Raw genomic sequence first — 17,168 nt, forward strand, 5'->3', positions numbered from 1 at the left:
TTGAGAGGACACCAGGGAGGTTTTAGCAATGTTGCTGTATCCAGTCAGAACCTCCCTGGTGAAGCGCCTGTCGATCCATTCGGGCGTCGTTGGGGGAGTTCCCGAGGATAGCATTCGTTGAAAAATTCGAGCACAGCCGCTTCATACGATTGCGGAGTGGGCAGGTACACTCCTGACCGACAATAGGAATAGTGTCGTCAGCATTGGGTTCGGGTGGAGGAAACCGATCAACCGCGCCTCAAGCGTTCAGTGGAAGGTGGGCCTACTCGCGACGCGATGCGCTCTTGCGTTCTTGGCTGCCATAGACAACGCGTCCACTATTCTTTCGGGGCTCGCCGGTTTGGTGACGACAGCTCGGCCCTCCGGATTTTCGACAAGGCCGGGGTTCAGGGTGAAATACACCACACCAAGTCCGAACCCGGAAAAGAGGGCGCGGGCAATGGACGGCCCGGTGAGTCCATCCCCAAGCCGGACGTCGATGATGGCGATGTCTGCTTCGGAGCCGAGCTCCAGAGCCTCTGACATGTTCCCCGCTATGCCAGTGATTTCGAATCCGGCGTCGATCGCGACATCCTCGATCACCAGAGCGATTCCCGGTTCGTCTTCAACGATGAGCAGACGCATGTTTCGTCTCCAGGGCGGCTACAAAATCGGCGCGGCGCTCTCTGGCGGCGCAAATCGAAAACACTCCCCGCTACAAGCCGTTCCACGTGTAGGACTTCAGTCTCAAGCATGCCCAACTAAGGTCCGAGATCCGGATGCCTCACCGAGATCGCGCGCCCGCTCCCCGTCAGCGACCCGCGTGGACGAAGTGACTCACGAATCCGCCTTCTGTCTACCCCCATCCGCGGTGTCGCCGCCGCGAGGAACACTGGGATCGAGGCGTCATCAGGTCGATTCGTGGCATTGCTTGATGCGGACGATCTCTGGCACCTAACGAAAATCGAAAAGCAGCTGAGCGCTCTCAGCCGGTTGCCCTCGCACTGGGCTGCGGTTTCGGCGGCCCGCATATTGAAGCGTATGGTAGGCTGCCATAACAATCTCTGCACGGCGTCGGTGGCATTCCACTTCTCAGCTCTCATGAAGCGCAGCACGCACTCTTCGTTGCGCTCCGCGCCTCCGGCCGGGCCGACAGGAAAGACTACCGAACGCATCTACTGTTCATCAGAGCAACGCTATGGCTATATTCCCTTGCATCCAGGAGATTACCAATGAGCCATAATACGCCAAATGTCGGTGCATCTGTGATCACTGCGACAGCAGTGACAGCCTTGTCCCTTGCTAACGCGATCTTCATAGCCAACACGAAGGTCATGCTCAAGAAAGGCCTGATCACAAGCCGGGAAGCCCAGGTCCTTGTGCTTGAGGTCGTAGAGCTCGTGCGGCGGTCAACGGATACGTCGCAGTCGATCGCTTTCGCGGACACGCTGTGCCGAGACCTGGAACGGTTCGCTAAGGATCTCGGCGGTTCAGACGGCTAGGTTAGCGTTAAGCGCAATTCTCAGGATCGAAGCTGGCAACAGGCGTCATCCACTCGCAAAAAAAAATGCATATAGTTGGATGAGGTTAATGGCGGAGAGGGTGGCATTTGAACCACGACACCCGTGCAGGTATGCCGCCTTCGAGTGCGGTACACTCAACCACTCTGCTTTGGTCGGTCGGCCAAAGCCGGAGGGGGCGACGTCCTGTTGCAAACCGGACATCCCTGTAGCCTTGCCGATGATACGGACGTGAAGCAGCAACTATCCATGATCCTCCCATGATCGACTTCGTGACCATTACGGCGATTACCTGAATATGGTGTCGCAGGGATTGTTTAATTCGCGCCATCCAAACACCGCCGGCTAAGCGAGCATCCCGAAGTTCGTCGCCGATACAATATTGCTGTTCGCTGTATAGCAACACACGCCACTTCTAAACGCCCTCTCCTTGATCGGGAGGGCGCTTTTTTCGTCTGTGACATAGCAGCCAAATGACGACATTACCGGACGAAAAAACGCTGAAAACTGGCGGAACTTCCGCCCCCATTATTTGTTCTTGCATTTGCAAAACACACTGGGGTTACTACCAATGACGCAAATCCGTGAACCGGAGCGCCGGAGCAGAACGCTGCGCGGCCGCCCCTATACCCTTGATGAATTCGCTACCAAATATGGCTTGAAAGACGAGCAGGCAAAAACCCTGTTCACCCGATTCGGGCCGTCCTCGATCGAACTTGACTTGCTGATGGCAGCCAAGCGCCGCCTACGGGTTCGGAAGGACCGACTGGTCCCGCAGGACAGCATTGCCGAAGCATCGAATGGAATGGATAGATGAGCGACAGACGCCACGAATGGATCAGCAAAAGAGCTTACGCGATTTGGGAGGAACAGGGCCGGCCTGATGGCCGCGACGCCGAACACTGGCGCCAGGCGGTTGCCGAACGCGACGCGCTCGAGCGCACGCAGGCTTCAGTTGATGGCCGCGAGGTGCTGGTGAAGTTTCGCCCGAAACCGCAACGTCCGGCAATGCCGCGCCATGCCTGGGGCAATCCATCGACTAAGGCCGGCTGAGCGGCGTAACGCGTTTTTACGCGGTACTCGTGTGATCATCACACGACAAAGCACCACGCTCAAAGACGTTGGCTGTCAGGACTCATCACTTGGCCGGCCTCAAATTGGCGGCTTGAGGGGCTGGGGCCTGGGTCAGGCATTGGCTGAAGATTAATTAAAGTATCGCAATACCAAAAAGGCCCCGGGCTAAGTCCTGTTGAGTGCATGGAAGGCTTCCACTATTCATTCGGGGCTCGCCGGGTTGGTAACGACAGCTCGGCCCTCCGGGTACTGGATAAGGCCAGGGTTCACAGCGAAGTGCACTGCCCCAAGTCCGGATTCGGAGGGCGCGAGCAATGGACGGCCCGGTGATCCCTAACATAGGCTGTTGGAACTGCATGATTGGCCAAAAAACAGTCCGTGGCCGACTGATCGCTGTGCGGACCGACCAACCCCACCGTGGGCGCAAGGCGAGGGGATCACGCGGCTGCCGGGATCGCCTCCGGCGCCGTCGCTTCTTATCTCGCTGCGATCGGACCGGCGAGCCTTAACATGCTGGATGACCTGGATATGTGGTCTTCAGTTGTTCTGTCCTCGATCCTCCTGCGCGCCGTCCTATTGCGGGCACGTCTCCTCAACAGCTTGGACCGGATAGCTTGAGTCTCAGGCTCTACAGCTTGGCCTGGCAACAGCGCTCAGTAATCCGCCCGTTCCGTTTTTGGTGGGCCACTATCCCACACAGCCCGACTTCAGGAGCGGCTGGGTGAAGCAGCTACCTGTTTACCCTGGTTGGATGCATTTTCTCCATCCCCGTTATTCGACGGCTCGACACGATCTCGGCGAAGGCTGCCCATACCTTCCTGTCGGCCGTGATGGGTGTATCGCCTTATACTACTATGCCGGCATGTGTCGATCGAGCGTGTTTCCAAGAATTTTCAACAAGCAATTGGCTAAATGCGAAGTTCGGTGGCCGCCCAACGCACAGGAGTTCTTAGCTGCGTGGGGTTGGCAACAAACGCTGAGCGGCCGTACCAAATGTTACCGAAGTATCATAGGATAATCAAATCTGAATTTATTCGTCAGGATGGATTTTTTGTTGGATATCATGAGAACATGATGCAGCTTGTTTGCGCTTTCTCTAAAATTACCAAGCTGCGAACTAAGTGCTGATGGGTGATATAGAGAGATCCATCTGGTTGCGGTAGCAGGTATCACATGCGAATCTGCCAATAATGTTTCGCATAAGACCCTGATGCTAAGCGGCGGTGCCTGGATCAGCCGCCTTTTTTATCACCGCGCTGATCGCGCGTGCGGAAGCCCTTCTTTTCAGCTTACACCGACGACCGGACCTGTCCCAGAGCCTCGGGTCCTCCGGCGCTCTTTGAGCGAGCCGCTTCGCTGGTCGCGCCTACCGTGTTGTCGAACCGGGCCGCCGGGTCCGGCGGTGAGGCTTTGGAGCCCCCTAGGGACACGGACATTCTTGCTTGATCAGGGAAGCGAGTTCCTCACCCCATATAATCAGCTCAGGTTCACTGTTCGTGTGCACGAAAATCTCAAGGGCGCGAAGCTCATCGGCGTGCTCGCCTGCGTATTCGATGGCCTTTTTAAGAGAGCTGAAGGTCCTGTGGGGAGTTCGCGCCAACCAGCTGTGCACTGCGCTGGCGTAGTAGCATACATCGAAATCTTATCCGTCATTGCAGTACGATCGGGCTTTCGAGGCGTTGTCACGAGAATTATATAAGCCCCACCAGTCATTAGAGACGAACGCAAACGTTAATCTGGTTGCCAGCAACGCCAACTTGTTCAACGGTATCCGCCAACCTCAAAACCGTTCACGGCAAAGGGCCGAACGGCGAACTCGTCAGGAAGACGGGTGTGATGACGATAGTTCTCAAGGGGGCGTGGTCGCGCCCGGCGACGCCGTTGTCGTCGAGCTGCCCGTCCCGCCGCTGATTCCGCTTGGGGTCGTTTAACGCCGGGTCTTCGTGTCGTCCCCGACCTCGCGCTCATCCGGCATCCTCGACTACCGCGTCTGACCTTCGTTCATGTCACCGGGATCGTAGTTCAGATCCCATTCTTTAACAGGCTTCTTACCTGGCGGCGTCTTGTGCTCCGTCGCATCTTCCGATCCGGTGAGGACTGTCGGCTTGGCACTGGCCACGCCCGTCGCTTTTCTGTCGCCGATCGACTTGGCGAACTGGCCTTTGGCATCCTTCTCGACGTCGGACATCTCACTCGCCTTTCTGCTTCAGCCCGTCCGAGATCTTCTTGACCTCGGGGTCGGCATTGGTCTCGCCATTGGCGTCTTCCGCACGGTCGGGATCGTCCTTGGCGGGCAGATATCCTCGCGGCGTGTTTTCCTGGGGACCTTCCCATCGCGGCGACTGGTCCGTGGTGCCCGGTGCACCGTCCTTCAGCTTGTTCATTCCCATGATGCTTACTCCTTCTGCTAGCTAACCTTCGTCGTCGATGGATGTTCCCTTCTCCTCGTCGCCACGCCGGAACTTTGAGCGCCCACCAAGGTTCGGTGTCGCTTTCAAACGAGGAGACCATCACCCTCCCTCCTCTTCTCTTCCCCGACGGCGAGCCGCGGTAGGTCTCGACGGGAAGGGGCTTCCGACCGCCTCGGTCAACCTGTCGTCGAGGTGACACCGGCGGCCTTATCAAACTTCAGTCGCATCTCCGACGCTGGTTGGGCGCACGGGGCGCCGGATCTCGGGGGCATCGAACGGCTACGACATTCTACGCGAAAAAGCACTTGACCGCATGCAAATGCGGCGCCTCGGATGCAGTCTATTCTAGCTGAGAAACTCGTCGTTCCAGACCGGCACCGCAACCGTGCGAATCCGCTTCAGCCTGCGGACCTTCAGCGTTCCGTACTCGCTCCCGTGCGGGAAATGTAGCTTCATTTGCAGGTAGTTCTTCTTGCCACAGCCGTCGCACCTGAACTTCTGAAGCAGTCTATCGAGGGAAAGGTTGCCGCAAAGCTCCTCGATATCCTTAGGGATATAGTTGTGGGTCACCCGGCAGAGATTGCATGTCACCACAAGTATCTGCCCCTGATCCGCGGCGGCCCTCACCGTCCAGAGCCGCAGCCGCTTGAACGGATGGATCTCAGGCATGGTCGGCGACGGCCGTCAATTTCCACCCCGAACCCGGCGGCCGCTTGCCCGCTTTTGCGACCCGGTAATCCAGCTCGATGGCCGCTTCCCTCGCCGCGTCCCTACTGTTGGTCGCCCAGACGGACACGACCAACCTGCGCGCTCGAAGCTTATACTTGTTTTTGGCGGGTCGCGAGCCTACGGCTTGGCCGGCGCGGAAACATCGGCGTGCAAACGCCTCGTCGTTGCTCTCGCGAATAGTCAGCGGAAGCGCAGACCACCAGGCGTCGAAGGCAGTTTTCTTTTTTGCGGGTTTCTTGACATCGTCCAACATGGCATCGCTCCGACAAAGGAATGTTCCTTATTTGTTCCAATTCACTCCGGAGTCAATATCTACACGGTAGCGGTCTACCAACGAGGGGGACGAGGAGGTCGGGAAGCGGCAGTCCTTGTCGCCGTCATCATAGAACCGATCGGTCGCCTGTCAGCGGGCGTCTCAATTCCTCAGGCGCGGGAGAGACCGCTTTTGCGGCTCGACATAAGGAAGAATCATCGCATAGGCGCACATTGCCCGCCCTGGTCTGCCTGCGGATACTGGGCGTTCTGTAGCTCCTGCTTGACGTTCCTTGCCGATGACGCCGATTGGCACGCCGCTAACAGATCCGCAACTATTGGGGCCGTTGGCCTGAACCATCGAGAGCACGGCGGGTTTCCTCCTACCGAGGCATGGAGTACAAGCATGGACAAGGACAAGACGGCCCAGGAGGCGATCGAGGAGACAGGGAAGAAGCAGGTCGATGGGCAGGGGCTACCGGCTGCCGGTCCACACGCGACTAAGGAACAGACGGACGAAAGCAAGACGCCTGGCACGGGCGCACTTCCCGACCGTGAAGACGAAAGCGTTTCTCCCGGCGGCGGCTGACCATCGCGCGATGGCGCCGGTGATCCTCCGGAGCCGCCTAGCCTTTCGAAACCCGCATCGCGCCGCCACCCCCGAAAATCCGTTGCACGGCTGCGATCTGCCCCGCGGTGATATCGAAACCTCGATGTCGCCCTCAAACGCGCCGTCGTCGCGGGTTCCTTCGTCATGCGAGGCGTCCCCGCCAGAAGCCACCGCACCGGATGTATTTTCAGCACCGTCCCGCGTGGAAGCCCCAGTAGGTCGACGCCGCGCGTGGTGATGTTTTCTCCAAGATCGGCGGGGTCGACATGGAATCCCTAGTCGGCAAGTTCGTTGAGCAGCTACGCGTGGATCAGATGAACCTGGCGCAAGTTCCGCTGGCTCGGATCGGCGCGGACACGCGAGCGGTGCTTCACCGTCACGCCGGAGTGCGCCTCGTCCTCGCATCGTCGGTTTCGACAGCCATTCCCCGCGGGAGAAAGCTTCGGCGTCGCCTTCGTCTTCTGGCCCGCCTATCTCTACGGACCTATGTTGTTTGCCTATCCGCTTGTCTACATCGCGACTTCACCGACCATACGCCTGCCGACCCTCGAACGGTTGGGCGATGTCTCCTACGGGACCTATCTCTATGGGTGGCCAGTGGAGCAGGTGATGAACCATGCCCTCGGCCGTACAGCACGTGGTGGGCGGTCTTCGCCCTTTCCTTGCCGACAAGCTTGTTGCTCGGCTGGCTTTCATGGCATCTGCTGGAAAAGCGTGCGCTTGGGTTGGAGCGAATTTCATACTTCCAGCGGCAGCCTGTCAGTCCATTAAGCTGACTTCGACCCACACACCCGAGCGAGTGCAGTCTTAGCGCGCTTGATCACACGGTTCTGCCCGTCACATTTAACCAGTCATTGCGAGGGCGGTTTTAGAGGGATTTTAATGCTTTCACAGAACTACAAGTTTGTCTTTGGGCGCCAACGACAAATGGCCCATCATCTGCAACCATTTGAGCCTCCTATCGGGCCGCCCGTGGTCCAGTTTGTGATTTGGGATAGCCGTTCGAGTTCGACGTCCAGTAGCGTTTGGATTTCTTCCGGAGACTGATCCACGAAAACCAGTCTAGCGTTCTCTCCGACCAAAAGTAGTTCCGTTTGATGTTTGTCCTCATCGAACCGCATCTGGATCACGGCGTCCATGTTAATCCAGCGAGTTATAACGCCGTCGGTTAACTTCACGAACATCCCATCCTCCCAAAGGTGGCTACTCCTGAACCGAAAATCTAGGGTCGGTTCCAACCATATCCAAGTAGGGAAGGCGAGATTTGAAGACTTCCAAAAGCCGCGTCGCAAGCAGCGAGTAAGGAGATTGCACCGGCCTCTCGGGCTGCAAAGCGATACTGCCATCGTCGGTGCGCGGGCCCTCTATATTGGCACCGCCGGCGATGTTGCTATCGCGCCGCGTCGAGACATGACCCTGTCATCTTCAAGAGCGTGCCCGCCGGAACGATCCCGCCGGTTCACGCCGCCATCTTGGCGCTCACCGGGACCGCGGCCTCCAACGTCATTGCATTATTCCGGCAACAACGTCTCGCTGAACGAGATCGGGATACTGGGTAGCGCCGCCAAGATGTCGCAGCCCAACTTCATCACCACCTATCCAGCCGATCAGAAGCAGAGCACCGTGACAGGCAGACCGACGAAGTACACCAAGGCGACCCGGCCAAACTCCTTCTCCCTGCTGGCCAATGAGGCAGGCGGAAGCGTGGGAACTATGCAAGTCGCAAGCGGCTTTGGGGGGAAGAGTCCGACGACGTTGGCTGGATTTGTTGCCATGGGCTTCCCGCCGCAACAGATCGACGGGTTTTAAGGGTGCGGCTTCTCTCTGACGGTCAGGGCGAAAGATAGCCGTGGTGTATGCCATAGCGAATTGCAATCAAAAAGACGCCGCCAATTAAGAAGGCGAGCATAAGCGCTTTACGTGTTTCACTCTGTAGCAATTTTGCCCTCCAAAAAGCGGGGAAGTAGGCCTTTGTCGGATTTTGGCAACGAACTTCTGCTGAAAACTCACAACCCGGACCACTCCGTGTTCGTCCATAACCGGCGCGAGGTCCTGAAGCGCGCCTGGAGCATCCCGCAGATCGCACGGCTGCGCGGGTGGAGACAGGTCACTGGGTCCCGTACACTTTTGCATAAAAGGAGCCCCGCGGTTGCGGGGCTAAAGTTGCTGGAAAGGGGATGCGGGTAGGCGGATACCTGTGCATCCGCGCGCGAAACGCCTTACCCCGAGAAAAGTTCCGCGGTGATAACAAAGAACCCGCCAAAGCGGGTGAAAGCGGGTGTTTTCTCAGACTGCGTGAAGCGGTCACGGACACTATCGCCCATTTCCAAGAAACGTCAGAACGGTACAGACGACCAGTAAACATGCCGGGAGCAAGTTCGCAGGTCGCCATAATTGCGAAAATTGCACCACCGACCGCAAAATGGGGATCACGGCGACCTTGGGATTATCGGACTTACGAAGGTCCAGGTTCTTCCTGATGGACCCGGCAACTCGGGAAGGGCTTCGGCAAAGGATTTTGGCCTTGGCCAGTTGTTCATCCGTCGCCTCTGGAGCGTCGGGATCGCTGACGATCGCGAAGATTGCTCCGGCCTCGCGGGCCGCCGCGGTGACCTGAACGATACCGCCATCGTCGGTGCGCGTGCGCATTGTGTCTTGGCAATGGATCACATTCTGGATTGCCTCGGAGATTTGCAATGCTGCCGCACATGCGATGAGGTGAGCGTCAGTCACTTCCAGCTCGCACCTGCTCCACCGAGAGACTTCCCGCAGGCAGCGGCTTGAGCAGCTGATCCTGCGGTTTCGACAGCGCCAGCCAGTGTCTCCAATCTTCGGGTTTCAAGATAACAACCTGTCGATTGTGGATGGGCTCGACATCCAAGCTCGGCTTCGTCGTGAGCATCGTCATAGACGCCGGCTGATTGCCTTCTCCTTCGTGCCACAGCCCGGCAATGGCAAACATCGCACCATCGGCGAGCGTAAACCTGTGCTTGGCCTTTGGGTATTTCGTTCCGGTAAACTCGAAAAAGGCCGACGCCGGGATGAGGCAGCGCTTGCTCTCAGAGAAATCCCGGTTTTCCGAGACGAAATTAAAAACCGGTCCGCCTTTGCGTCCGGCAGGGGGCGGGAACCCGAACTTGGCGGCGAAGAGTTCGAACTCATCGCCAGATGTCCGGACCACCGGGGCGATATCACCGATTTTGATGTCATCGGCCGTGGGTAGATCGAGTTCAGACTGGTGCGCCGGAATGCGCAGCGCGAGAGACTGCATCATCTCGCAGTACTCTTTCCAGCGAATATGTTGTTCATAGTCATTGCACATAGCGGGACAGCTCGTCAGCCAGGGAGGATTATCGGCCCGCCTTCTTTCGGCCTTTAAGGTCGGCTTCGACGCTCTTCTTGAGGGCGTCCATGATGCTGATGACGTTTGATGGCTTCGCGTCGTCGTCCTTTTTACCCTTGGCCGCCTTGGACGATTTGGAGGGCTTTAGAGCCTTCTTCTTGGTCGCTATCAGTTTCAGCAAGCTCTCCTGGATTGGATCGCTGACCATCGAAGGCGACCATTCAACCATGCGCCGCTTGATCATTTGGGTGATGGCAGCGACCGTCGAGATGTCAGCCTTTTTCTCGATACCCTGGAAGTACTCCTCCTCAGGGCGGACCTCGTCGCCGAAGCGCAGGGTCCAGACAACGATGCCCTCATCGCGCGGTTCGAGGACCACCGCACGTTCTCGCCGGCCGATTACTACCCTCGAGACGCCAAGGACGTTTTCTGCCTTCATCGCATCCCGTATGACGGCAAATGCCTCGTTGCCGATCTTGTCGTTAGGAACGAGGTAGTGGGGTGTTTCAAGGTAGATCCACTCGATACTTTCGCGCGGGACGAATTTTTCGATATCGATCGTCCGCACGGTCTCCAGGTCAACGGACTCGAGGTCTTCCTCGGTCAGCAGAACGTAGTCGTTTTCACCGCGCTCGTAGCCTTTGGCTTCGTTTTCATCCTTGACGGGCTTTCCAGTCACGGAATCGACGTAACGGGACAGGACGCGATTGCCGGTCTCTTTGTTGAGCGTGTGGAAACGGACCTTCTCGCTCTCCGATGTCGCCGGGCTCATTGCCACGGGACACGTGACAAGCGAAAGCTTGAGGTAGCCTTTCCAGTATGGACGGGGTGCCATTGTTGTTTCCTAGCTGGCTTTTTTGTGAGTGGTCTTGGCAGCTGTCTTGGGAGCGGCCGCCTTGGTCTTTTTCTTCGCGTTCGCGTTTGCAGCCTTATTCTTGGATTTGGCAGCGGGCTTGGCGTTCCCCATTCCAGCGCTTTCGCGCAGGGCCTTCAGAAGGTCGTTGGGCTTTGACACCTGAACTGGCTTCGGCTTGGGTAGTGAGCGGCCCTCCGACTTCGCTTTCACCAGATCGGCGAGGGCGGCCTCATAGCGGTCATCGAACGTCGCCGGATCGAAATCACCCTTCTTGGTGCCGATGATGTGCTTGGCGAGGTCGAGCATTTCTCCCTCTACCTTGATCTCCGGGACCTCCTTGAATGCCTCCTTGGACGGCCGCACCTCGTAATCGAAATTGAGTGTCGTCGCGATCAGGCCGCGCCCGTGGGCGCGGATAAGAACGGTGCGCACCCGTCGAAAGAGAACCGTTCTCGCTATCGCGGTGACGCTGGCCTTGGTTAGGGCATCGCGAAGGCCTGCAAACGCGTCTTCTGAGACTTCGTCTGTCGGTACAAGATGGTACGGCTTGTCGAAATAGACATCGTCGACCTCGGAGCAGGGGAGGAACGCCTCGATCTCGAGCATCTTATCGGAATCCGGGATGACGGCGGTCACTTCTTCCGGGTCGATCATGATGTATTCGCCGGTTTCAATCTCGAAGCCCTTCACCTGGTTTTCCCGCTCGACAGTCTCCTCGGTCTCGCTATCCACGAACTCACGGCGTACGGGGTTTCCGGTGGCCTTGTTGATCGTCCGGAAGGAGATGCGATCCGAGGTCGACGCAGCGGTATAAAGCCCGACGCCGCAGGTGATTTCCCCGATCTTGATGTGGCCTTTCCATTGAGCCCTATGCGCTGCCATGATTTTCCCTCCGGGCGGAACTTTCCAATTAACTTGTCGTTCGGCCTTTCGTTCCGACCTATGGGGGAGATGGGCATGTCAGCGCCGCATGAACACGACAGCGAAACCCTTCAGGACGAAGAGGCGATCCTGCTCAATGCCGTTCTCATGTGGTTTCGGTTTTATGGTGTCCCCTTCGATGAACAAACTGCCGATGTCTTGTGCGAGCGGGCGATGTTGCTCTACGCAGAGGGGCGAGGCCAGCGTTGCATAGAAGGTGACCTCATCCGGACGTTTTCAGGTCCGATGGCCATGAGGGTCAACGCTCCGTCTTCGGCTCTAAGCCATTGAGCGATTCGTTTTCTGAGTGCACGGGGCCTGGCCAGGTGAGGGCGGTGCGAAGGCTGATCTGGAACGGTGATGCTATCGTCCCTAATCCTCCGACAAGGCGACTGACGCCATAAAGTCCTATTTCAAAAGCTGCTCGGGATCCTCCGAGTACTATCTCCACTGCTTCACGGCTTATGTCCGGGCAATTCGTGCTACGCGTTTTTTCGGCATGTTTTGAAAGCCAGAGTGCCGGTTGAAGGGCAGCCCTCGGAAAGCCCGTGCTTCGAAACGCGTCGAGTTGGGCCTAGAGTCGACTGATCACCAATCAGGGCGTACGGCGAGATCAAGGACGGGGATAGTCTCCGGTGGACTGATGGTTCGCCCGGCGTTAGACAAGCGCGTCAGCAGGAGTTTACCGATGCGTGTCGCCGCCATCCTCTTCATAGCCGTGTGCCTATTCCTGGCGGGAGCGACTGCTTCGCGCGCATACGTGGGCAACTCTAACTTTTGGCTGCTCGCAACCGCGCTTGTCCTTTATACATTAGGCAACCTTTCGATGATCGCTCTCATGCGGACAAGCGGTCTTTCCCTTGCTATTTCGTTGTCGTCGGTTGCGCAGCTCATCGCCATCAACGCGATCGCCGTGTTGGTTTTCGACGAGCGGCTCGGCTGGCATCAGGCGGTTGGCGTCCTCCTCGGTATAGCATCGGTTACGCTCATGGTGATCGGATGAATGGCTCTCAATTGCGTTTCCTTGACTACGGCGAATGGCAGTCATGGGGTGGGCTCTTCTGGACGCGCAACGGCGTGCGGCGATTTGACGGCGGTATTGGACAAGGCGCTCGGCCAAACTCAGGCCTGGGTGCTAAGGCGACCTGAACATGTACGATGCAATGCTTCTTTTCCTTGCTGGCTTGTTGGCAGGCAGCATGAACGCGTTGGCGGGCGGCGGGTCGTTCGTATCCCTGCCGGCGCTGATATCGGTGGGAGTGCCGTCGGTAGCCGCAAACGCGACAAGCACCCTGGCCTTGTTTCCCGGCGGCATGGCGAGCTCGTGGGTTTATCGTGACGGGGTCAGGAGTGTGTGCGGCATCAATGTCGTGCCCATCGCCATCGTGACGGTGATGGGTGGCGTGGCCGGAAGCATTCTATTGCTGCTAACCCCATCGAGGATTTTCGATGGAATCCTGCCATGGCTTTTGCTGGTGGCGACATTGATGCTCGCCGCGGGTCCGAGGCTCAGCGCCCATTTGCAGACGCGGGCACGTCCGAGTATTCTGGCATTCGCAACGGTTCAATTCTTTCTCGGTCTTTATGGCGGCTATTTTGGTGGCGCGGTGGGTCTCATGATGCTTGCGGCATGGAGCGCGCTCGGGGGCGGGGACATCAAGAGCCTGAATCCGACAAGAATGGTGATGGTCACTGCCGCCAACGCCGTCGCCGTCGTCGTCTTCGTAGTTGCCGGGGCAATCGTATGGCAGGAGTGCATTCCCATGACGATTGGAGCCGTTATCGGCGGGTGGATCGGAGCGCATATCGGACGAAGGCTGCCATCATCGGTCGTTCGGGTGCTAACCCTCGCGGTCGCCTTTTTAACGACCGCGGTGTTCTTTTCGCGAGCTTACCTTTGAGCGGAGGTCCCGTAACCCCTCAGGCTCAGCAATAACTTGCAATTGATGGAGCCGAACTCCTCCAAAATGCTCAAGGGGCTCGACGAATTGGATCGCGGGAAAGCGTCGATCCAGCGTGATTGAGAACGCACGAACGATCGTCATTGCCGCCGAATATTGGCGGCACGCAGATGAGCTTGTGCCCAGTGCGCCTCTCCAAATGCGCGGATTTGCTGGTTCATGGGCGAGAGGCGCGATCCGGGGCTGCTGGATCACTCAACTAGCGCCCGCAATGCGGCGGGCGGTCGTCGAAGGCGTAGGGATTGATGAACTGGCGCAACTGGCAGGGAAAAGGAATCGGAGCCGCGCTGTTGCAAGACGCCGTGCTGCGTACCGGACAGGCAGCCCACATCATGGGTATTCGCGGCCTTCTGGTTCACGCGATCTCCGATGAAGCCAAGGCCTTCTATGAGCATTTTGGATTTGCAGCGTCGCCCGCGAATCCCATGGCCTTGGTGTTATCATTGAAAGTTCAAGTAGGCCTGAAGTGATCGGTGAAAATCGCTTCGGCCGCTCCTCTGACAATCTAACCGCGGTTGGCAAATCGACGGAGAGCTTCGAAAAATCGCCTAATATCATCCATGTCCTAATTGCCACATGATTTCGAATATTTGGAGCTTGCCGGCAGTCGAAGAAGAGAGCCGGTTACAAGTCGAATCGCCCAAGGACGATTTGGAGCAAGATACTCAAGACGACCGGCGACGACTGGCTCTTGCTTTCCGGTAACCACACCCAGACGAAAGGTGCGTTGTTCTCAGCCTTAGAAGTCATCATTCACCTTGATAGAGGAGGGGCGAACAGACTTCGGAAGAAGAGCAAGTATCGCGTTGTTTGCCGATATCGCCGTTGAAAGCGTTGCATGATCGGCGTTGAACAGGCGCACGCCCACGATGGCGGCCACCTCGAAGAAGGCTCCGATGGCGCAGGCGGGGTCGCCCTTTTCGATCCGCTGCAACAGGCCGCGCGAGATACCGGCGCGGTCTGCCAGCTCCTGCGTGGTGAGTTTGCGCTCGATCCGAGCACGCCTGATCAAGTGGCTGAAAACTAGCAGGGCGTCCCGGCTGTAACGTGAGTAAGCGCGTGATATGGGCTTGGGCATGATCACCTTTGATCCATTAATAAACCACTAAAGTCCTTTACGGCCTATTTATAGATCATTATTTTCAAAGAGTATCCCGGGTTATTGCGCGCCGCCACCGTTACTGCCAGCCACTCACCGGTCAGAGGCAGCCGTCAACCGTTGATTGTTGCCGTTAGGGTCCCGTCCCGAGGGGATGAAGCGGTTGTTGTCATCCTGGTTCGGAGGATGGATAGCGAGCCGGACTAGGATGGCAACCGATCGGAATTGGACGAAGCGACTGTCGAGCGATATCGATCGAACTGCCCAGGCCGACAAGCAACCGATTCTGGACGAGTTCGTCGCTGGGAGAGGTGATCGATCTTGTGCCTGCAATCACCAAGCGGATCTGCCCAAGGACGGGGAACTCACTCCCATCAGAAAGAACGTCGCATGATCTCAGTCAGCAGCATGCACCTGAACGCCGCGGCAGAGCAGTCCCCAAGTCGGGCTTCGTTGGGCATCCAGGGCGTGAGCTTGCGTCATTGGATCGTCGCCGTCGTCTGGCTCGGGGCCGTCAGGCGGTGGAGTCTCCCCAGGATCTCGCTCAGGTTCGGGATTGCCGATCGGCGGCCCTGGCGGCGGAACGATAGGCTCGTTGGGTACGGACATGATTTCCTCCTCCTTGCAGGGAAAACTCGCGTGTCCTTCCGATTATTCAAGAGGTGGTGCCGTGAAGAGATGCTTTTCTCGAGTAGCGAACTGATCGCCGCCGACGGTCTCGGGCCATGACCGACTCTTTGATAAGGAGAGCAAGGGTAGAAACATCAAAAAAAGCCTGCGCTCGCGGAGAGACGAGCAAGACGATCCGAGGATTTTGCAAGCAGTATGGTATCGGAGGGCCCGCGCCTGGCTCGCCGATCGAGATATCAATGCCGGTTTTGATGATGGTGAAACATGGCGACGTAGCAGCGTTGATGCTGGTCCGCCAGGCAATCGCGGTCATTCTCGGATGAAGCGGAATTTCAATGATGTCGTCGTTGCGGATTGGGGCCTTCGACTTCCTTGCGAATATGTCGGCGGCCTTGGTGGCTTCAGCATGGCGGGTAATCAGGCTGGCGAGCGTTTCCCAGCTAACAGTTGGCCATGCCGACGCTGGCGATGCTGAGGCGACCGAAGCGCCTTCAAGAAATGTTCTCCTTTTCACGATGCTGCCTGCGAAAACGGGCATTCGGAATGCCAGCGGAGATCACGGAACAGTTCTTGCACGGTTACTAATATATTTACCGTGGGAGACCGAAAGTCATGAAATGGCACACATCGGGAGAGTTTACCCCTCTGATGCTCGTTGTAAGCGGGTCGGAAAAATACAAGCTTGTCGCGACCCTTTTCCAGGCTGCTGAAATGCTGACGGCTAGCTGGCCGGTCGACGATGGAGAAGAATACCTTATAGCGATTAGGGCCTGCCGGAATGCAATTCATGGGGAAATTCCGGCTCAGGATGCCCGAGCAGCGCTTATCCGTGCCGCCGACGAAGCTGGCATTCCGGTGATCACCGTTCACTGAGTTTCAGCCGACGGTGAAATGAGTTCATGGCCGCCTTCTTGACACGGCTCCTCGTTGCGCTGCATGCGCAGGTCATGCCGCTGAAATCAATTTCAGGCCGCGCTCGGCCAGCAGTTCTTTTGGCCGCTTTTTGGCGCCAACTGCCAGCTTCCGTTCCTTCATGCACTTCGCGGGGGTCTGCGGCGTGTCGATGCCGGAGACGAAGGGAACAGCTTCCCCCAGCAACCGCATGTTCTGCCCGCCGCATCTACCGTGTCGCCGTTGCCGACGGTCAAAGATGCCCAGATGATTCATCCCAGCAATCGTTGAACGATATCACCACGCTCGGCCGCCTCCAGCTTTCGCCTGAGTGCCTGTTCCTGCTCGTATGACTTGTGCGGGAAATGCTCGAAGCACCACCAGCGGGTCGCCCCGGTCGGAGAAGGACTGTTGCCCCAGCCACCCCACTCCTCGCATCCCTTTTCCTCGCAATAGTGGACATGCATTCGCGGCGCTTCCGTCAGTGGCCGTCTGTCGGTGTCGCTCATCTTTCCTCCTGGAGTTGCCAGCCGGCTTTCGGGACCGGCCACCCCTTCTGGGCCGCGCGGAAATCAGCCTCGGCTTCGGCTTTCTTCTTTGCTTCCATGATGCCTGTTGCCCAGACAGTGATGCGCATGCGGCCGGCTTTGAATACGAAGCGCCGTTCGGTCGTTTGCTTGCCTGCCGTGTATCCCGCGCGAAAGCAAGCGCGCGCGGCCGACAGACCAACGCTCTCGCGGAAAGCCCGCGGCTGCGACGACCACCAGTCCCGCAGAGCGGTTTCGAATGACACGGACGTTGGTTGGGGACGGTCAAGCATAGGTGTCAGCCCTGGTCTCGGGTTCGACACCGCGGATCGGCCATCGCAGTCGCTTTCGCTCATGGGTGATCT

23 protein-coding genes and 4 pseudogenes are annotated in these 17,168 nt (G+C 57.8%); 12 read left to right on the plus strand and 15 right to left on the minus strand.

What is annotated here, in order from left to right:
* Positions 1-246: 246 nt before the first annotated feature.
* On the minus strand, positions 247-624 hold the full coding sequence (locus AC2444_RS32095; protein WP_128450018.1) for a response regulator: 378 nt from the start codon (positions 622-624) through the stop codon (positions 247-249).
* A 186-nt stretch (positions 625-810) separates the two neighbouring features.
* Between AC2444_RS32095 and AC2444_RS32100 the strand changes: the two are divergent.
* The 4 genes and pseudogenes from AC2444_RS32100 to AC2444_RS32115 form a co-directional block, all read left to right on the plus strand.
* Positions 811-996 (plus strand): annotated as a pseudogene (locus tag AC2444_RS32100) (glycosyltransferase family 2 protein); the annotation flags it as partial.
* Positions 997-1,211: 215 nt separating this feature from the next.
* Positions 1,212-1,481 carry a hypothetical protein gene (locus tag AC2444_RS32105; RefSeq protein WP_128450020.1) on the plus strand — a complete coding sequence of 90 codons (270 nt, stop codon included), beginning with the start codon at positions 1,212-1,214 and terminating at the stop codon, positions 1,479-1,481.
* 589 nt (positions 1,482-2,070) lie between these two features.
* A complete protein-coding gene (locus AC2444_RS32110) occupies positions 2,071-2,316 on the plus strand; it encodes a hypothetical protein (protein WP_128450021.1) in 246 nt (81 codons plus the stop codon).
* The gene (locus AC2444_RS32115) at positions 2,313-2,552 is read left to right on the plus strand and encodes a DUF2934 domain-containing protein (protein ID WP_128450022.1); all 240 of its coding nucleotides are present in this window, start codon (positions 2,313-2,315) and stop codon (positions 2,550-2,552) included. The genes AC2444_RS32110 and AC2444_RS32115 overlap by 4 nt, the downstream gene beginning before the upstream one ends.
* A 2,002-nt stretch (positions 2,553-4,554) precedes the next feature.
* Here the strand turns inward: AC2444_RS32115 and AC2444_RS32120 are convergent.
* From AC2444_RS32120 to AC2444_RS32135, 4 genes are all read right to left on the minus strand, one after another.
* Positions 4,555-4,761 carry a hypothetical protein gene (locus AC2444_RS32120; protein ID WP_003554353.1) on the minus strand — a complete coding sequence of 69 codons (207 nt, stop codon included), beginning with the start codon at positions 4,759-4,761 and terminating at the stop codon, positions 4,555-4,557.
* Between the two features lies 1 nt (position 4,762).
* On the minus strand, positions 4,763-4,963 hold the full coding sequence (locus AC2444_RS32125) for a hypothetical protein (RefSeq protein ID WP_128450024.1): 201 nt from the start codon (positions 4,961-4,963) through the stop codon (positions 4,763-4,765).
* Between the two features lie 366 nt (positions 4,964-5,329).
* Positions 5,330-5,653, minus strand: coding sequence for a hypothetical protein (locus AC2444_RS32130; RefSeq protein ID WP_128450025.1), 324 nt, complete (start codon positions 5,651-5,653; stop codon positions 5,330-5,332).
* A complete protein-coding gene (locus AC2444_RS32135) occupies positions 5,646-5,966 on the minus strand; it encodes a hypothetical protein (RefSeq protein WP_128450026.1) in 321 nt (106 codons plus the stop codon). Before AC2444_RS32135 ends, AC2444_RS32130 begins: the two co-directional genes overlap by 8 nt.
* Positions 5,967-6,371: 405 nt before the next feature.
* On the opposite strand from AC2444_RS32135, the gene AC2444_RS32140 reads away from it, so the two are divergent.
* Positions 6,372-6,554 (plus strand): hypothetical protein, encoded by a 183-nt coding sequence (locus AC2444_RS32140; RefSeq protein ID WP_003554361.1) that lies wholly within the window; start codon positions 6,372-6,374, stop codon positions 6,552-6,554.
* Between the two features lie 203 nt (positions 6,555-6,757).
* On the opposite strand, the pseudogene AC2444_RS32145 reads toward AC2444_RS32140, so the two are convergent.
* Positions 6,758-6,976 (minus strand): annotated as a pseudogene (locus tag AC2444_RS32145) (MOSC domain-containing protein); the annotation flags it as partial.
* 906 nt (positions 6,977-7,882) lie between these two features.
* Between AC2444_RS32145 and AC2444_RS32150 the strand changes: the two are divergent.
* A pseudogene (locus AC2444_RS32150) lies at positions 7,883-8,134 on the plus strand (spike base protein, RCAP_Rcc01079 family).
* A complete protein-coding gene (locus AC2444_RS32155) occupies positions 8,082-8,384 on the plus strand; it encodes a hypothetical protein (RefSeq protein ID WP_245461285.1) in 303 nt (100 codons plus the stop codon). Before AC2444_RS32150 ends, AC2444_RS32155 begins: the two are co-directional and overlap by 53 nt.
* A 504-nt stretch (positions 8,385-8,888) precedes the next feature.
* Here the strand turns inward: AC2444_RS32155 and AC2444_RS32160 are convergent.
* Genes AC2444_RS32160 through ku (AC2444_RS32175) form a run of 4 tightly spaced genes read right to left on the minus strand, consistent with a single transcriptional unit; the run spans position 8,889 to position 11,656 of the window.
* On the minus strand, positions 8,889-9,308 hold the full coding sequence (locus tag AC2444_RS32160) for a hypothetical protein (protein ID WP_128450028.1): 420 nt from the start codon (positions 9,306-9,308) through the stop codon (positions 8,889-8,891).
* Entirely contained in the window at positions 9,301-9,897 is a 597-nt protein-coding gene (locus AC2444_RS32165) for an SOS response-associated peptidase (RefSeq protein ID WP_128450029.1), read from the minus strand. The genes AC2444_RS32160 and AC2444_RS32165 overlap by 8 nt, the downstream gene beginning before the upstream one ends.
* Before the next feature lie 28 nt (positions 9,898-9,925).
* Positions 9,926-10,753 carry a non-homologous end joining protein Ku gene (gene ku / locus AC2444_RS32170; protein ID WP_128450030.1) on the minus strand — a complete coding sequence of 276 codons (828 nt, stop codon included), beginning with the start codon at positions 10,751-10,753 and terminating at the stop codon, positions 9,926-9,928.
* A gap of 9 nt (positions 10,754-10,762) precedes the next feature.
* Positions 10,763-11,656, minus strand: coding sequence for a non-homologous end joining protein Ku (ku, locus tag AC2444_RS32175; RefSeq protein ID WP_206615945.1), 894 nt, complete (start codon positions 11,654-11,656; stop codon positions 10,763-10,765).
* Positions 11,657-11,731: 75 nt separating this feature from the next.
* Between ku (AC2444_RS32175) and AC2444_RS32180 the strand changes: the two genes are divergently transcribed.
* The 4 genes and pseudogenes from AC2444_RS32180 to AC2444_RS32195 all read left to right on the plus strand — a co-directional run.
* Positions 11,732-11,986: a hypothetical protein gene (locus tag AC2444_RS32180; RefSeq protein WP_128450032.1), complete on the plus strand. Its 255-nt coding sequence runs from the start codon at positions 11,732-11,734 to the stop codon at positions 11,984-11,986.
* Between the two features lie 397 nt (positions 11,987-12,383).
* The gene (locus AC2444_RS32185) at positions 12,384-12,698 is read left to right on the plus strand and encodes an EamA family transporter (RefSeq protein ID WP_128450033.1); all 315 of its coding nucleotides are present in this window, start codon (positions 12,384-12,386) and stop codon (positions 12,696-12,698) included.
* A 148-nt stretch (positions 12,699-12,846) separates the two neighbouring features.
* Complete coding sequence (locus tag AC2444_RS32190) at positions 12,847-13,596, plus strand: sulfite exporter TauE/SafE family protein (RefSeq protein WP_128450034.1); 750 nt, start codon at positions 12,847-12,849, stop codon at positions 13,594-13,596.
* A gap of 314 nt (positions 13,597-13,910) precedes the next feature.
* Positions 13,911-14,126 (plus strand): annotated as a pseudogene (locus AC2444_RS32195) (GNAT family N-acetyltransferase); the annotation flags it as partial.
* A gap of 269 nt (positions 14,127-14,395) precedes the next feature.
* Here the strand turns inward: AC2444_RS32195 and AC2444_RS32200 are convergent.
* Together AC2444_RS32200 and AC2444_RS32205 are read right to left on the minus strand one after the other, a co-directional pair.
* Positions 14,396-14,734, minus strand: a complete 339-nt coding sequence (locus AC2444_RS32200; protein WP_128450095.1) for a helix-turn-helix transcriptional regulator — start codon at positions 14,732-14,734, stop codon at positions 14,396-14,398.
* A 676-nt stretch (positions 14,735-15,410) separates the two neighbouring features.
* Positions 15,411-15,923 (minus strand): hypothetical protein, encoded by a 513-nt coding sequence (locus AC2444_RS32205; RefSeq protein WP_128450035.1) that lies wholly within the window; start codon positions 15,921-15,923, stop codon positions 15,411-15,413.
* A 74-nt stretch (positions 15,924-15,997) separates the two neighbouring features.
* On the opposite strand from AC2444_RS32205, the gene AC2444_RS32210 reads away from it, so the two are divergent.
* Positions 15,998-16,258 carry a DUF982 domain-containing protein gene (locus tag AC2444_RS32210; protein ID WP_017957861.1) on the plus strand — a complete coding sequence of 87 codons (261 nt, stop codon included), beginning with the start codon at positions 15,998-16,000 and terminating at the stop codon, positions 16,256-16,258.
* Between the two features lie 72 nt (positions 16,259-16,330).
* On the opposite strand, the gene AC2444_RS32215 is transcribed toward AC2444_RS32210, so the two are convergent.
* Genes AC2444_RS32215 through AC2444_RS32225 form a run of 3 tightly spaced genes read right to left on the minus strand, consistent with a single transcriptional unit; the run spans position 16,331 to position 17,096 of the window.
* A complete protein-coding gene (locus AC2444_RS32215) occupies positions 16,331-16,552 on the minus strand; it encodes a hypothetical protein (RefSeq protein ID WP_348630196.1) in 222 nt (73 codons plus the stop codon).
* Positions 16,549-16,785, minus strand: a complete 237-nt coding sequence (locus AC2444_RS32220) for a hypothetical protein (RefSeq protein WP_128450036.1) — start codon at positions 16,783-16,785, stop codon at positions 16,549-16,551. Before AC2444_RS32220 ends, AC2444_RS32215 begins: the two co-directional genes overlap by 4 nt.
* Positions 16,782-17,096 carry a hypothetical protein gene (locus AC2444_RS32225; RefSeq protein WP_128450037.1) on the minus strand — a complete coding sequence of 105 codons (315 nt, stop codon included), beginning with the start codon at positions 17,094-17,096 and terminating at the stop codon, positions 16,782-16,784. Before AC2444_RS32225 ends, AC2444_RS32220 begins: the two co-directional genes overlap by 4 nt.
* Positions 17,097-17,168: the final 72 nt, after the last annotated feature.

Source organism: Rhizobium sp. WSM1328, from assembly GCF_057653715.1.

What these genes read in the sequence shown, in the direction of transcription:
- AC2444_RS32095 (WP_128450018.1), bottom strand. Translation starts at nt 624, where the DNA reads ATGCGTCTGCTCATCGTTGAAGACGAACCGGGAATCGCTCTGGTGATC.
- AC2444_RS32105 (WP_128450020.1), top strand. Translation starts at nt 1,212, where the DNA reads ATGAGCCATAATACGCCAAATGTCGGTGCATCTGTGATCACTGCGACA.
- AC2444_RS32110 (WP_128450021.1), top strand. Translation starts at nt 2,071, where the DNA reads ATGACGCAAATCCGTGAACCGGAGCGCCGGAGCAGAACGCTGCGCGGC.
- AC2444_RS32115 (WP_128450022.1), top strand. Translation starts at nt 2,313, where the DNA reads ATGAGCGACAGACGCCACGAATGGATCAGCAAAAGAGCTTACGCGATT.
- AC2444_RS32120 (WP_003554353.1), bottom strand. Translation starts at nt 4,761, where the DNA reads ATGTCCGACGTCGAGAAGGATGCCAAAGGCCAGTTCGCCAAGTCGATC.
- AC2444_RS32125 (WP_128450024.1), bottom strand. Translation starts at nt 4,963, where the DNA reads ATGGGAATGAACAAGCTGAAGGACGGTGCACCGGGCACCACGGACCAG.
- AC2444_RS32130 (WP_128450025.1), bottom strand. Translation starts at nt 5,653, where the DNA reads ATGCCTGAGATCCATCCGTTCAAGCGGCTGCGGCTCTGGACGGTGAGG.
- AC2444_RS32135 (WP_128450026.1), bottom strand. Translation starts at nt 5,966, where the DNA reads ATGTTGGACGATGTCAAGAAACCCGCAAAAAAGAAAACTGCCTTCGAC.
- AC2444_RS32140 (WP_003554361.1), top strand. Translation starts at nt 6,372, where the DNA reads ATGGACAAGGACAAGACGGCCCAGGAGGCGATCGAGGAGACAGGGAAG.
- AC2444_RS32165 (WP_128450029.1), bottom strand. Translation starts at nt 9,897, where the DNA reads ATGTGCAATGACTATGAACAACATATTCGCTGGAAAGAGTACTGCGAG.
- ku (WP_128450030.1), bottom strand. Translation starts at nt 10,753, where the DNA reads ATGGCACCCCGTCCATACTGGAAAGGCTACCTCAAGCTTTCGCTTGTC.
- ku (WP_206615945.1), bottom strand. Translation starts at nt 11,656, where the DNA reads ATGGCAGCGCATAGGGCTCAATGGAAAGGCCACATCAAGATCGGGGAA.
- AC2444_RS32180 (WP_128450032.1), top strand. Translation starts at nt 11,732, where the DNA reads ATGTCAGCGCCGCATGAACACGACAGCGAAACCCTTCAGGACGAAGAG.
- AC2444_RS32185 (WP_128450033.1), top strand. Translation starts at nt 12,384, where the DNA reads ATGCGTGTCGCCGCCATCCTCTTCATAGCCGTGTGCCTATTCCTGGCG.
- AC2444_RS32190 (WP_128450034.1), top strand. Translation starts at nt 12,847, where the DNA reads ATGTACGATGCAATGCTTCTTTTCCTTGCTGGCTTGTTGGCAGGCAGC.
- AC2444_RS32200 (WP_128450095.1), bottom strand. Translation starts at nt 14,734, where the DNA reads ATGCCCAAGCCCATATCACGCGCTTACTCACGTTACAGCCGGGACGCC.
- AC2444_RS32205 (WP_128450035.1), bottom strand. Translation starts at nt 15,923, where the DNA reads ATGCCCGTTTTCGCAGGCAGCATCGTGAAAAGGAGAACATTTCTTGAA.
- AC2444_RS32210 (WP_017957861.1), top strand. Translation starts at nt 15,998, where the DNA reads ATGAAATGGCACACATCGGGAGAGTTTACCCCTCTGATGCTCGTTGTA.
- AC2444_RS32215 (WP_348630196.1), bottom strand. Translation starts at nt 16,552, where the DNA reads ATGAATCATCTGGGCATCTTTGACCGTCGGCAACGGCGACACGGTAGA.
- AC2444_RS32220 (WP_128450036.1), bottom strand. Translation starts at nt 16,785, where the DNA reads ATGAGCGACACCGACAGACGGCCACTGACGGAAGCGCCGCGAATGCAT.
- AC2444_RS32225 (WP_128450037.1), bottom strand. Translation starts at nt 17,096, where the DNA reads ATGCTTGACCGTCCCCAACCAACGTCCGTGTCATTCGAAACCGCTCTG.